At 62.4% G+C, this 11,761-nt stretch carries 16 protein-coding genes; all 16 read right to left on the bottom strand.

Translation table 11 applies throughout. The features are described 5' to 3' along the window. Positions 1 to 17: 17 nt before the first annotated feature. Positions 18 to 422, bottom strand: coding sequence for a DUF3168 domain-containing protein (locus ACZL02_RS07490; protein WP_472937966.1), 405 nt, complete (start codon positions 420 to 422; stop codon positions 18 to 20). Next, positions 419 to 835 (bottom strand): HK97-gp10 family putative phage morphogenesis protein, encoded by a 417-nt coding sequence (locus ACZL02_RS07495; protein ID WP_472937967.1) that lies wholly within the window; start codon positions 833 to 835, stop codon positions 419 to 421. Before ACZL02_RS07495 ends, ACZL02_RS07490 begins: the two co-directional genes overlap by 4 nt. Continuing rightward, complete coding sequence (locus tag ACZL02_RS07500; protein WP_472937968.1) at positions 835 to 1,173, bottom strand: head-tail adaptor protein; 339 nt, start codon at positions 1,171 to 1,173, stop codon at positions 835 to 837. The genes ACZL02_RS07495 and ACZL02_RS07500 overlap by 1 nt, the downstream gene beginning before the upstream one ends. Further along, positions 1,148 to 1,357: a hypothetical protein gene (locus tag ACZL02_RS07505; protein WP_472937969.1), complete on the bottom strand. Its 210-nt coding sequence runs from the start codon at positions 1,355 to 1,357 to the stop codon at positions 1,148 to 1,150. Before ACZL02_RS07505 ends, ACZL02_RS07500 begins: the two co-directional genes overlap by 26 nt. Positions 1,358 to 1,379: 22 nt before the next feature. Continuing rightward, positions 1,380 to 1,946 (bottom strand): head-tail connector protein, encoded by a 567-nt coding sequence (locus ACZL02_RS07510; protein WP_472937970.1) that lies wholly within the window; start codon positions 1,944 to 1,946, stop codon positions 1,380 to 1,382. 3 nt (positions 1,947 to 1,949) lie between these two features. After that, positions 1,950 to 2,336 (bottom strand): hypothetical protein, encoded by a 387-nt coding sequence (locus ACZL02_RS07515; protein WP_472937971.1) that lies wholly within the window; start codon positions 2,334 to 2,336, stop codon positions 1,950 to 1,952. Positions 2,337 to 2,406: 70 nt separating this feature from the next. Then, entirely contained in the window at positions 2,407 to 3,657 is a 1,251-nt protein-coding gene (locus ACZL02_RS07520; protein ID WP_472937972.1) for a phage major capsid protein, read from the bottom strand. 191 nt (positions 3,658 to 3,848) lie between these two features. After that, positions 3,849 to 4,562 (bottom strand): HK97 family phage prohead protease, encoded by a 714-nt coding sequence (locus tag ACZL02_RS07525; RefSeq protein WP_472937973.1) that lies wholly within the window; start codon positions 4,560 to 4,562, stop codon positions 3,849 to 3,851. Further along, positions 4,543 to 5,820, bottom strand: coding sequence for a phage portal protein (locus tag ACZL02_RS07530; RefSeq protein WP_472937974.1), 1,278 nt, complete (start codon positions 5,818 to 5,820; stop codon positions 4,543 to 4,545). The genes ACZL02_RS07525 and ACZL02_RS07530 overlap by 20 nt, the downstream gene beginning before the upstream one ends. Continuing rightward, a complete protein-coding gene (locus tag ACZL02_RS07535) occupies positions 5,817 to 7,526 on the bottom strand; it encodes a terminase large subunit (RefSeq protein WP_472937975.1) in 1,710 nt (569 codons plus the stop codon). The genes ACZL02_RS07530 and ACZL02_RS07535 overlap by 4 nt, the downstream gene beginning before the upstream one ends. Next, on the bottom strand, positions 7,502 to 7,966 hold the full coding sequence (locus ACZL02_RS07540) for a hypothetical protein (protein ID WP_472937976.1): 465 nt from the start codon (positions 7,964 to 7,966) through the stop codon (positions 7,502 to 7,504). The genes ACZL02_RS07535 and ACZL02_RS07540 overlap by 25 nt, the downstream gene beginning before the upstream one ends. Before the next feature lie 245 nt (positions 7,967 to 8,211). Next, positions 8,212 to 8,472: a hypothetical protein gene (locus tag ACZL02_RS07545; RefSeq protein ID WP_472937977.1), complete on the bottom strand. Its 261-nt coding sequence runs from the start codon at positions 8,470 to 8,472 to the stop codon at positions 8,212 to 8,214. Continuing rightward, a complete protein-coding gene (locus tag ACZL02_RS07550; protein ID WP_472937978.1) occupies positions 8,469 to 8,771 on the bottom strand; it encodes an HNH endonuclease in 303 nt (100 codons plus the stop codon). The genes ACZL02_RS07545 and ACZL02_RS07550 overlap by 4 nt, the downstream gene beginning before the upstream one ends. Before the next feature lie 140 nt (positions 8,772 to 8,911). Next, positions 8,912 to 9,481 (bottom strand): transcription termination/antitermination protein NusG, encoded by a 570-nt coding sequence (gene nusG / locus ACZL02_RS07555; RefSeq protein WP_472937979.1) that lies wholly within the window; start codon positions 9,479 to 9,481, stop codon positions 8,912 to 8,914. Between the two features lie 366 nt (positions 9,482 to 9,847). Then, positions 9,848 to 11,434, bottom strand: a complete 1,587-nt coding sequence (locus ACZL02_RS07560; protein ID WP_472937980.1) for a DNA primase family protein — start codon at positions 11,432 to 11,434, stop codon at positions 9,848 to 9,850. Continuing rightward, positions 11,431 to 11,733 (bottom strand): transcriptional regulator, encoded by a 303-nt coding sequence (locus ACZL02_RS07565; protein WP_472937981.1) that lies wholly within the window; start codon positions 11,731 to 11,733, stop codon positions 11,431 to 11,433. Before ACZL02_RS07565 ends, ACZL02_RS07560 begins: the two co-directional genes overlap by 4 nt. Positions 11,734 to 11,761: the final 28 nt, after the last annotated feature.

Below are 11,761 nucleotides of genomic sequence, written 5' to 3' on the forward strand. Positions count from 1 at the left end.
TGATGGGCTGAGCCCGGCTATTCGGACTCGACGAGAGCCCGGACTTCGATGACCGCGTGCGAGGTGAGCCCGTCTGGGTCGCGGAGATGGCGGATGCTGCGAACCTCGATCTCGACGAGCTGAGCGCCGCAGATCGGCAACACCTGACGATGGAGGGCCAACCGCACATCCCCGGCGAGGATCTTGCTGTCGCGGAAACCTGCGGAGTACCGCGACCAGATATCGAGTTGCTGCGTGACAACCGACCCGTCGATGCAGTCAGCATCGTCCTCGCTCTGGTCTGACGGGCCGAAGCTGACGTAGGTCGTGCCGTCGCCGTATGGGTCGGCGGGCGGCTTATCGTAGATCCGGCCATCGGCGACCGAGGCTAGGATCAGTGCGTCGAGAACCGCCTTCTGGACGGCGAGAGAGTGATCGGTCATTGGCCTACCGCTACTTTCGCTGCCTTCTTGATCGCCCGGTTGATCCGCGCCTTGGCCCGCTTCTTGTTCGCCCTGTAGCCGGGAAAAAAGAAGGGGTGCGCCGGGGCCTCTTCGGTGCCGAACTCCTTGGCCAGGGCGTAGTCGTAGGCTGCGCTCTGGCCCTCGCGGACGATTCGGGTGGTCGTTGGGCCGCCGGCCTCGATTTGGACGCCGAACCGACCGCTGCTTTCGTTCATCGGCGAATGCCGGATCGAGTCCCGCAGCTTTCCATCCTCGACCGGCGCGAAGCTGCGCTGTGTCGTGGTGATCTGCTCGGCGGCAATGGTGAGAACCTTGCGGATCTCGACCTTGGCCTCCTTCGGCACTCGGGCCAGGCGCTGCTTCATGCGCTCAATGCTGCCCGCGCTTGGCATCAGACGGCTACCCCCGACTCGCACAACAGGTCCAGAAATGCCCGGTCTGCGGATGGCTCGACGCTGCGGATGTTGTAGATCGTGTCCGACCGAGTATCCCGCGCCCTCCAGTCGGTCGCGATGGCCTGCGACTGGCTCGACGCTCGGATGGTGAGGATGACGGGCTGCCTGCCTTCCAGCCGAGCCGCCTGAACACCCTCGCCACCGCGGAGGAACTTTCGGGCTGCCCTGACGACGAACTGCTCGGCAAAGCCCTCGATAGTGCCGCCGTAACCGTCCGGCGACCTCGTTACCGCATCGAACGCTATGCTCTCAGAGAGCCTTCCCGCCAGCGACATCCGAGGCCTCCTTGCCGGTGGATGGCTTCGATGGGCCTTCGACGGCACCGGCTTCGATCGCTGCGTCCAGATGAGACTGGGGAATGCTGAGGCTCATCCCCTTTTTGTAATCGATGATCCAGCCGGCGGCGGATTCCGGCTTGGTCCGGTATTCGAAATCCTTGACGAACTTGGCCTGAGGCATGGGAGATATCCTTGCTGAGGTTCTAGAGAATGCCGCGGCGATTGCGCCGGACGATGCTGTCGTACTGCGTTTGCAGCGCCTTGAAGCGTTCGCCGTCTGGCCGGTCATATGCCATCTCGACGTCGAGCTTGATTGCCAAACGGATATCGGACGGCACCGCCTCGGGCGCGCCGTAGCCGGCGACGAAGGCTACCCGCACGGCGTCTTCGGCCGCCGAGATCGTCGGCCAGAACCGGCCCGCCTTCGGCCGCACGAACCAACCGACAGCATCGAGGTCGAGGACGGTATCTGCTTCTGCAACCGTGACCATCGCCCCTGACGAGTCGATGTAGCTCACCGTCGCGCTCTGGATCGGCGACAGTGGCAATCTCACTGGGACGCAACGGAAGTCTGCGGCCAACGACCACGTCTGAGTGACGAGTGCCTGACCAAGTTCACCAGAATAGCCGTCGAGCTTCTTCACCGCAGCGGCGAGCGCCTCGTCGAGCGCGTCGTCGTCATCGCCATGGTCGATCCTCAGATGTTTCTTGATCGCAACGAGGTCTACCGGATGGCATGCCGGAGGGCTGATGAGGATGGGCGGGCGCACGGATCAGTCGACCTTGGGCTTTGGCGCAGCCTTGTTTGCATGTTCCGGCGCTCGCTTGTTCAACACCGGCGGCGCGGCTTTCCCGCCTTCGTCTTCGCCTTCGCCTTCGCCGCCGACATCATTGCCGGTACCCGTGCCTGCGGACGTCGCGGCAATCGCAGAGGCAATTTCCTCGGCGGTGCTGCGGGAAACGTAGCCTTCCGGCGGATAGTTTTTTGCCATGTACCCCCTGGCAACGTACTCCGCGACCGTGGGCCCGTCATCGCGCAGGCCAGACGCCTCGCGGACAGCGCCATAGCGCTGCAGCCGGTCGAAATCTGCCTGGTCGAACTCGCGCTCGGTGCCCTCCGGCATGCCGTCCAAGGGCTTTGTCAGAATTGCTTTGATCATGGTCTGCCTCCTTCGGTTCATGAGAAGGGCGGGACAGAGAGCCCGCCCTTCGTGATGAGCCGAACTGGCTTCAGGGAACGCGGCCGAGATCGCCGTAGACGATCGCCTGCGGGCGATAGATTGCCATGGCGAGCCGCTCTTCCGCGCGGATCGTGACCTTGTTCCGGACGAAGTTGTCCTGGTCCTCGGTCGACACGTCGATCGTCGCGTCCTGACGGTCGAAGATCTGGGCCGCGAGGTTGAACGCGCCGACGAGTGCCTTGTCTACGCCCATGGCCTGCGTGGCGACGACAGGCAGGCCCCAAAGTGTCGGAGAGACGGTGCCCTGCGGATTGCCGATGAGGTAACGGCCCTGCGCATCCTTCTGCATCTCGATCGCAGCCCAGTCGATCGGGTTCAGAACGATGCCGTTCGGCGGGTATTCCGCCAGCGCTGCCTGCAGGATCATCAGACGGATGATATCGACCTGCGTGGTGGCGACGAGGCCACCAGCCGCTGCGTATGCGGTCGCCGCCGTGACGAGACCGAGCAGGTTCTGGCCGACGCCCGAACCGTTCAGGAGCTGGCTTTCCTCGGCATAGGAGAGTCCATAGCGCAGACGCTGATCGATGATCGAACGAAGTGCAGGAACATCCGCCAGGATCTGCACCGAAGTGCGCATCCAATGGGCGATCGTGCGGACGCTGGCGACCTTGTCCTCGAACTGCAGTTCCGACTGAGGCTTGGGGGCGCCTTCCGCCACCACCGCGGCATTGTTCGTGAACAGCTTCTCCTGTTCGTACTCGATCGAGTTGCTGGCGGTCGAGCCTGGCAGAAGAAGCGAACGAACGGTGAGGCGCCGCTGCGGAATCTCGACCTGCAGGCCACGTCGGTCCGACTGCACTAGCGCACCAGCGGAGCCGGCAGCGTCAGTGGTCAGCGACGTGATGTCCTTTACATCGACGAGCACTCGGCCGCGCGGGCGCTGCTGACCGGCAAACGATTTGAACGATTCGTCTTCGACAAAACGCTCGCCCGCGGTCAGAAGCTGATCACCGGGATCGCCACGGCGCGACATCTTCTGCTCAAGCTCATCGAGCCGCGCCTTGGCTTCGTTCATACCGGTGATCGCGCTGTCCGCCAGCTCCTTGGCGGTGGACGCGAGAGGAGTGCCCTTCTGGGCTTCGGCCAACGCCTTTTCGGCGATCTCCTTAACCTGGTCATGCTTGGTTTCAAAGTCGCGGCGGACCTCGACCGCCAATTCAGCTGCGGTCTTCTGGCCGCCAGAGCCACTGCCGCGCTCGGGCTCGAAAACAATGCGCGGACCGAAACGCAGGCTCATCATACCGGACGCGAGGTAGGCAATGCCGCCGGCGCCGATCGAGGCGAGCGGCGCGAGAGCGGAGAGTTCAGCCGGCCCAACAAGGCCGACGGAGGCATGTGCGCTGGCCGACGTGATGACGCCGAGCATCGCGATCGTCGCCACAGCGATAATCGTTCGGAAATTCATGGAATTGTCCTCTTGGGGAAGGGTTAGGCCGACTGGCCCGAAAGGGCGCGCAGGAATGCCACGCCGTCATCATCCGCGTCGGCAGGTTCCCCCTGCCCCTTCAGGTGAATGCGCGCGGCGCGCTCCGCCTGCGAATTCGAGAAGCCCAGCCCCTTGAGCCAGGTTTCGAACTCTCGCTGTGTGAGCCGGTCACCGGCCCGCAGCTTCTCGTTGAGATCGTGAGCGGCCTTTGCGGCCTTGACGCTCGAAACGATCGCGTTCTCGTTCGCGCCGACAGAAACGATGCTGACCTCGATGAGGTCGAGCTTCTCAAGCGTCCAAACGCCCGAATCCGTGTCGACGCTGTATTCCTTGATCCGGTAGCCAATCGACAGTCCGTCGATGTCGCCCGCCTTGAGAAGCGCATGAGCCTCACGGCCGCGCTGAACTTCCATGTTCAGCTTGCCCTGCATGAGCAGGCCGTGGCTGTCCTCTTTTGCGCCTAGCCACTTTCCAATCGGCTCGCCCGGATTGTGCTGCCAGAACAGCTTCGGCATCGTGCCCTTCGCCTGGTGGGCCGCAAGACTGTCGGCGTAGGCACCGCTGGCAATGACATCGCCGTAAACGTCCGGCTCGCCGCCGAAGGTGCTACCGTACCCCTCGAACTCGCCGCTGTCCTTGAGCGCCTTGATCTCAAGAACCGGCGCGGTTTTCTTGTCAGCAGCCGAAACAGCGTCCTTAAACAGCAGGCTTGTCATTGCGATCTCCATTTATGGCGCTGGCGAGCGGAACGTCCTGCATCTGCACGGTCACCACGTCACCGCCATCGATCGGCGGCAGGTTCTCCAGCGCACGGACCTCGTTGCGCGTAGCGATGCCCATGCGGATCGCCTTCTCGTAGGCCTCGTATCGGCTGGCCGTATCGCCACGCAGCAGACCTTCGAAGTTGAACTCGATGGTGATGCCCTGTGCCCGGCGCTCGGCCAGGGGCACCAGCTGCTTCAGGAGCGCCTGCTCGATGCGCTTCAGACGCTTTCGCAGCGTAAATTTCTGGAACCCGAGGACGTCGGCTTCCTTGCCGGTGCCCCAGTTCGACGACTTGTCGCCGAAGCCGACCATCGCCGGTGGAACGCCGAAGATGCGGCAGATCTGCTCGCCGCTGAATTTCCGGCTTTCCAGCATCTGCGCGTCGGCCGGGTTGATCGAGAGCGCCGACCACGTCAGCCCTCCGTCGAGCAACATGGGTACTCCCTGGCGGATGGAACCCATGTATTTCGTGCGCAGATGCGCTTCGAGTTCCTCACGCTGCGGCGCCGTTAGCCTTACATTCTCCGGAGTGGAGAGGACGCCACTGGCATTCACGCCATTCTCGAACATCGCTCCAGCGGCCATCTCAGCCGATAGCGCGTCGTCGAAGACGCTCCGGCACATCGATAAGGTCGAGCCGCCCGACAAAGCATCCCCAAGCGATCCGCGGATGTGCAGCACATCCTGCCCCTGCTTCACGACACGGCGCCCGTTCTCGGTCCATTCGTATTCGATCGCGCCGTCGACGAGACGGCGAGCCTTCACCATGTCGGGACGTATGGGGTGAAGCCCCGTCAGGGTGTTATCGCCTCGCCGCTCCATCAGCGCGTATGCGTTGCCGTGAAGCTCGACGCTCGCGGCCATGACCTCCCAAAAGTCGACAGCTGTCTGGTCATAGTTCGGGCTGTCGTGCAGCACGAAGTAAAGCGGGTGATCCTTGGCGACGCTGCGGATGCCTTTCGCGTCGGTCCGATAGACCATTAAAGGCAATGAGGCGATCGTCCCGGCGATGAGCTGCACGCAGGCGTACGTTGCAGAAAGGCCTACAGCTGAGGCCCCGCGGGACGCGCGCCCATCTTGGTAGTTGGCGACAGTCACCTGATTCGTGACGAAGTTATCGCCGTTCTCGGTAGACACCTGCCCGCCGCGCCAAGGCTCGATGTCCTTGGCACCGTCGGGCCGGAACAGCCTAGAAAGCCAGTTGCTCATGCATAGCTCGCAATCCAGTCCGTAGCGTCAAAGTTGGTCGCCTGCGGGTTTCGGCTCATCAGCATGACGGCGTTGAAACTCGCGGCGAGCGGGTCGATCTTCGCCTTGCCGGCGGCCTGCTTCGTGATCAGCACGGCGTTTCCGCGCAGCTCGACCTTGGCGTTACTGACGCACCAAGCCATCAAGCCGCAGCCGGGGTGCCAGAGCGTTCCGTCCTTCAGCTTTCGCTCCATCCCCCAGATGGCGCTTGACAGCCTGAACCCCTGGCTGACACCGACGACACGCTCACCGTCCATCTCTCGCGATGCAAGTTTGTCGACGATGGCTGCGACACCGACCGGGTCGAGGCCAACGCCAGCCTTGTCTGCCAGCTTACCGGCAACATCGATCTGCTCGACGATATCGCAGACTTCACGAATGTCCTGCGTGGCGTCCGTGCAGATCACCAGATCGCCGTCTTTTTCGAAGTCCCGCAGTATCTCGACGATCTCGGGACGGCGCTTCAGAACGTCCTCGTGCGCCCAAGCGCGGTTCCAAAGCAGCCAGTCACGGGTTTCCTTGTCGCGGCCGATCACGGCGAGGCCGAGCAGATCGTCAAGGCCGCCGCCGTCGATACCGACGACCACAGCATCCGAACGCTTAATGATGGTCTCCAGTGTCAGCCGTGGCTCACGCGCACCGAGCCAGTAATCGACGCCAACCCATCGGTCGGAGTGCAGCGCCAGGCCGATCTCGACATTCAGATGCTGCGAGGCCCAGCGCCGCTCCTCTTCCTCGCCCTTCTCGACTGACATGGCATAGTCGGCGGCAAGGCGATCGAGCGTGATGGAGAGCCCGAGGTTTGGAAGCACCATCGGCCAGTTGCGGGCATCCCGCCACGGCATCTTTTTGTCGGTCTGCATCTCCTCTGGGAACTCGTAGAGAACCGGCAGCAGACCCTGATTCTTGATCCTTCCGTCCCGCACGCCGCGGGCATACTGCAGCTCGGACTTGAACACGCCCGCCGGCGGCTGGTCGCTCTGCGTGGTGATGATCACCAGCAGGCTTTCCGGGTTCGGCAGCAAGCCGCCGCGGATCTGGCCGAGCACACGCGAGGCGTATGAGTAGGTCGACATGATGTGCAGCTCGTCAAGCAGCACGAACACCGGCTTTGATCCGGTCAGCACTTTCATGTCGAAGGTTTTCACCTTCAGCTTCGCGCCGTTGATCAAGTCGACGATCGTCTTTTTGTGCTCGACGACGCGGAAGCGTTTTTTCAGATACTCATCGGCTAGCACGATGCCGGACGCTTGAGAGAAAGCCAGGTCCGCCACCTCCTGCGTCGGACCGATCAGGAGCATCTCCGCATTCGGTCGCTCGTTACAGAGCATGGCAGTCATCGAAAGCGCCGCGCCGTTCGTCGTCTTCGAATTTTTCTTCGGCACGAGCGCGAATATCTCAGATACGTTCCTGACGCCGGTTTTCCGGTCCAGCGAGCCGAAGGCGGCGCTGACGATGTCACGAAACCACTGCCCGCCGGCCTCTGCCAGCGTCGGCTGGCCAGGAACGTCCGGCAGCCGCAGCTTGTCAAAGATCGAGACCGCGCGGGCCGCCTCGAACTTATCAAGGGGCAGATCCGGAACGAGCGTGCGGCCTGCTTTGAGACGATCAACCCAGTCCGGGCAAGCCAGGTCCCAGTGCGCTACTGGCGCAACAATGCCCCCCATTCGCTACCCTCATGACCGGTCCGCGCGTCGCGCACCGCCTTCTCTTTTTTGCCAAGCTTCGGCTCGGCGGCAGGGGCCAGATCGCGACGAGGACGCATGACGCTTTCGGCCAGCATCATGTCGTTGCGCTCCAGCACCTTGCGGAATTCCTTGATTGCGCCGACGTTTCCCTGGGTGACACCGACCCAGAGCACCTCGGCAACTCTGGCTTCCATCCGGTCGCGCATCTCGTCGCGAAACTTCAACTCGCGAAAATAAACCTTGCGTAAAGTCGGCGGCGTGATGCCGATGGCCTTCGCTATCCGCTCATTGCTCCAACCGAACGCCAGTAACATACTGACTTTATTGCGTTTTTCATTGGTCGGCATATGGGCCGGCCTGCCTCGACAGCCATAACCCTCTGCTATGGGGTCGCCGAAGAGGTCAAAATTCTCGACCATCGAAAAAAATCTCCGAATGAGATGGAGGCCGGTACGGGCCGAAGAGGGCCTTCCAGACTTTCGCCCCCCCCTCCATGCGTGACTTTTTTGCAACGCAGATTTTTGGAGGTCGATTTTTTGAACGGGCAAGATTTTGGAGGTTTTCGGATCGTTTTTGTAATTTCGAATTCGGCGAAGACTGGACGATTTGGTCCGTAAGCGACGTTTTTTCGGAGCAGGACAGAGGGGAAGCCCTCAGAACTTTTCTACTCGATAGACTGAGAGGGTGCCTGCCCGACCGTCAGCATGACCGGAGGGTGGCCGGTGCCTATGACGCGCAGCATCACTGGCGCACCCGCATTAAGCAGCACCAACTCGTCGGGCGTTGGCTCCCAAGCTGTAACCATCGACGGCGTTCCTTCGCCTTCAACTGCGCAGTTGATCAGCTCATCGCGTAGCGGAAGGCCGAGATAGCCTTGGCTCTTACCGAGGATGCGGGTCACGCCTTCGACCATACGGATGATCATCGCCCAACCCTTCGCGCCTTTGCCTTCGCCGTCTTGGCGTTGTGGCATGGCCAGCACATCAGCATGACGTTGGCCGCGTCCAACTCGGCACCGCCGTCCTTACGCTCGACGATATGGTCGCCCAGCACCCGGCCTCTGGCGCCGCACTTCTGGCATTGGTTGCCGCGCTCGCGCTTCAGCCGCGCCATCAGCCCGCGCCATTCAGGGCTGAGATAGAAGCTCTCAGCTATCTTTGGAGGCGGGCGCAGGCGGGGCGATAAGCTCGCCAGCGCAGGGGCAAGGTTCGTGATCCGACCCATGGCGCACCCTCCAGACACGAAAAAGGCCCGCTTGCGCGAGCCTTCATAGATCTTCAACTGTGCCGACCCGCATGTGGGGTGACTGGATTCGGGTTTGCGGCGATAGCGCAGGGACCCAAGTCGTCCTGCGCTGATAGTTGTCACGCCGCTTGCAGCCAGTCAAGAGGCACTTCGACGTCCGTCACGGCACCCCCGAACAGCGTCAGCAGCAGCTTTGCCCGCGGCCCAGCGATCTCCGTCACCGGCACGCGCATGCCCTCGAAAGGCCCGTCGATCACCTCGACCACGTCGCCGACCTCGAACTCCCGATGCGTGTACATGTACCGCTGCACATCAGGCGCATTCACCCCGCCACCGAGGCGCCGGATCATCTGCACCATGGCTGCCGATGGCAGCCGAAGAGGCGTGCCCTGTATTCCGACCACGCCCGAGATGGCCGGCAGGTTGAACAGTTTGAACCAAAGCGGGACGCCTGGCTCGAACCCGGCGAAGACGTATCGCGGCGAGGCAGGAAACTCGCGGATGGTCTTGCCTTTGGTGAACTTGCTCACACGCCGCCACTCCCGCCGTATCGGCACGAAGGTGCGCAAGCCGTAGCGCCGGAGGATCTTCTGCGCCACGAACTCGCCCTGCGGCGGCGTCAGCAGGGCATACCAGTGCAGCCCTGCAGCCAACGCAGGCACGCTCATATCGATGGTGGCATCCGACATGCGGGCCTTCATCGTCGGCATTTTGGTGCCGGGAGGGTTACTCCCCACGCCGGGAGGGTTTGGGAGGATGGAGGGTGTGCGGCCCGTTTCCATTTTCTCATATCTTTCAGTTGTTTAGTTATTAATTTGGGAGGGTTGGGAGGATTGGGAGGATAAAAACAGTTTAAATCTCAAATGCATGCGCAGGCAGGCACATCTATGGAACCCCTCGCAAACCCTCCCAATCCTCCCGAACCCTCCCAACAGCCTGCGGCGCAAGGGCTCCCAAAACTGACAACCCTCCCGGCATCCTCCCGAAACGGGAGGGTTGATCCTCCCGCGGGAGAACAAACCATGGATCTATTGCGGGGTGCGGGGCGGCCACGATCACGCGTCCTCGTCCGGCGGCGCAAACTCGCGGTCGTCCGGCTCCGGGGTCTCGGATTGCGCTGTGCCGCGGAAGTCGTGCGCTTCCTTGACTAGCTTCAACCCCTCCCACCAGACGACATCGGACGTCTTCTTCCGCCAGCCGCGATCCTCCATCGCCTTGGAGAAACCCTTCTGCGACCACTCCGTCTCGCCGGCCCACTTTGTCCAGGCGACGAACACGGCGTAAAGGACGGAGGACTGCGTGCGGCAGCCGGGCTCCTTCTGCGTGGCCTGCGACAGGAACCGCCCCATTGGGTCGGAAGCATTCTGATAGTCGGACGTCGCGTCTTTGATCGCTTCGGGAATGACGAGGCCATTCTCCAGCCAGTCCCGTAGCCCGTCCAGCATCCAGTTGAATATGCCGCTGGCTTCTGCCTCCAGCTTCTTCGGCAGGTTCCGGTCGACCTGATCATCAGGGATGATGTGTTCAAAGGGAACGAGCACAATGCGTCGCCAGATGCCGTGGTCGGCACCGGAGATAGTCGGCTTGTGGTTGCCGGATATCGTCAGTTTGAAACGCGGGCGAAGCGTGAAGAACTCCTTGTTCAGGAACCGAGCCTTGATCGGCTCGCCGCCGGTAATCAGCTTGATGAAGGCCTCGGCGAGTTTCGCCCCCTTCTCGGGCTCGGACGTCCGCAGCTGACGGATACCCTTCAGCGCTGCGATATCCGGGCTGGCCTCGCTGCCCTTGCGCTTGGTGCCCTGGTCGAGAAAAGTCTCAATGCCGAGCGTCTCGGAATAGTCGCCGAGGATGTTGGCCGTCAGGTCGACCAGCGTCGACTTGCCGTTCGAACCCTCGCCATAGAGGAAGACCAGCTTCTGCGCCGTCGTCAGGCCGGTGGCGTTATAGCCGAACCACTGCGCTAGGAATCGGCACTTCGAAGCCTCTGGCTGGACGCTCGCGAGAAACGCGAGGAACCTCGGGGCGCTGGCCTCCGGGTCGTAGAACACCGGTGCCATCTTGGTGATCCGGTCGATGGGGTCGTGCGGCTTGATGATTATCAACGGCTCGCCATCCGCCACCTCGGAGGGCCTGCGGAAATGCAGGGTGCCATTCAGCACGGTCAGCTTCATCGGATCGCTGTCGAGATCATCGGGCCGGGCACTCATCGAAGGCCGAGACTGTTCGCTCACAGCGTTCAGACGCGGCCTGTTCTCCGACGACCGCCCCCATTGCTGGATGCGGTCGCTCAGCCAAACCTCTGGCCTCGACTTGGTCGCCTCGCTGACGACGATATCGTCCTCGCTCATCTCCATGGCTTCTGCTTCGGCCTGGATGGCGCGGATCGTCTTGTGCACGGCCGACAGCACCTTTGCCTCGCTATCGTCGAAGCTCCAGCGACGGCCATCCCACCACGCCCATCCCAGTTCGAAGCACCACAGCAGTCGGTCTCGGTTGCGGGCATAGAAGCGCTCCGCATTGCCGAGGTCGGTCAGCGGCAGCTTTGCTAGCTGCAGGTCGAGAGGGTCGCTTGGTCGACGCGAAACAGGTCCGGCGCCGGCGGTGACGCGACGACCGCCCTCAATGCGAATGACTTCGCTCATCGCCCTGCCCTCACCATGCATCTGATGGATTTCAACGCCGGACGCGTTGACAGCACGGCCTGTGGCCCACGCCACGACTTCCGCCCTTCGCGCCGTTCTTGGTCCTCGGCCCGATAGTCGGAAGCCAGGCGGTTGATCGCCTGAAACACGCCGAGGGCCTTGGCGAGGCTGCGCTCAAAGCGCAATGCCATGTAGAGGTCGTAGATCTCGGCACCGCGCAGCTTTCGACGGTTGTTGAACTCGCTGCGGCACGATGGGCGGCAGAACTCCGCATGCGTCCGCACGCTCTCGAAGCCCACCCCGCACTCGGAGCACGCGAATACACGC

It is taken from the genome of Mesocryomonas fontinalis (assembly GCF_055730125.2).

Coding starts and splice junctions, on each gene's coding strand:
- ACZL02_RS07490 (WP_472937966.1), bottom strand. CDS start 422: ATGACCGATCACTCTCTCGCCGTCCAGAAGGCGGTTCTCGACGCACTG.
- ACZL02_RS07495 (WP_472937967.1), bottom strand. CDS start 835: ATGCCAAGCGCGGGCAGCATTGAGCGCATGAAGCAGCGCCTGGCCCGA.
- ACZL02_RS07500 (WP_472937968.1), bottom strand. CDS start 1,173: ATGTCGCTGGCGGGAAGGCTCTCTGAGAGCATAGCGTTCGATGCGGTA.
- ACZL02_RS07505 (WP_472937969.1), bottom strand. CDS start 1,357: ATGCCTCAGGCCAAGTTCGTCAAGGATTTCGAATACCGGACCAAGCCG.
- ACZL02_RS07515 (WP_472937971.1), bottom strand. CDS start 2,336: ATGATCAAAGCAATTCTGACAAAGCCCTTGGACGGCATGCCGGAGGGC.
- ACZL02_RS07520 (WP_472937972.1), bottom strand. CDS start 3,657: ATGAGCCTGCGTTTCGGTCCGCGCATTGTTTTCGAGCCCGAGCGCGGC.
- ACZL02_RS07525 (WP_472937973.1), bottom strand. CDS start 4,562: ATGACAAGCCTGCTGTTTAAGGACGCTGTTTCGGCTGCTGACAAGAAA.
- ACZL02_RS07530 (WP_472937974.1), bottom strand. CDS start 5,820: ATGAGCAACTGGCTTTCTAGGCTGTTCCGGCCCGACGGTGCCAAGGAC.
- ACZL02_RS07535 (WP_472937975.1), bottom strand. CDS start 7,526: ATGGGGGGCATTGTTGCGCCAGTAGCGCACTGGGACCTGGCTTGCCCG.
- ACZL02_RS07540 (WP_472937976.1), bottom strand. CDS start 7,966: ATGGTCGAGAATTTTGACCTCTTCGGCGACCCCATAGCAGAGGGTTAT.
- ACZL02_RS07545 (WP_472937977.1), bottom strand. CDS start 8,472: ATGATCATCCGTATGGTCGAAGGCGTGACCCGCATCCTCGGTAAGAGC.
- ACZL02_RS07550 (WP_472937978.1), bottom strand. CDS start 8,771: ATGGGTCGGATCACGAACCTTGCCCCTGCGCTGGCGAGCTTATCGCCC.
- nusG (WP_472937979.1), bottom strand. CDS start 9,481: ATGTCGGATGCCACCATCGATATGAGCGTGCCTGCGTTGGCTGCAGGG.
- ACZL02_RS07560 (WP_472937980.1), bottom strand. CDS start 11,434: ATGAGCGAAGTCATTCGCATTGAGGGCGGTCGTCGCGTCACCGCCGGC.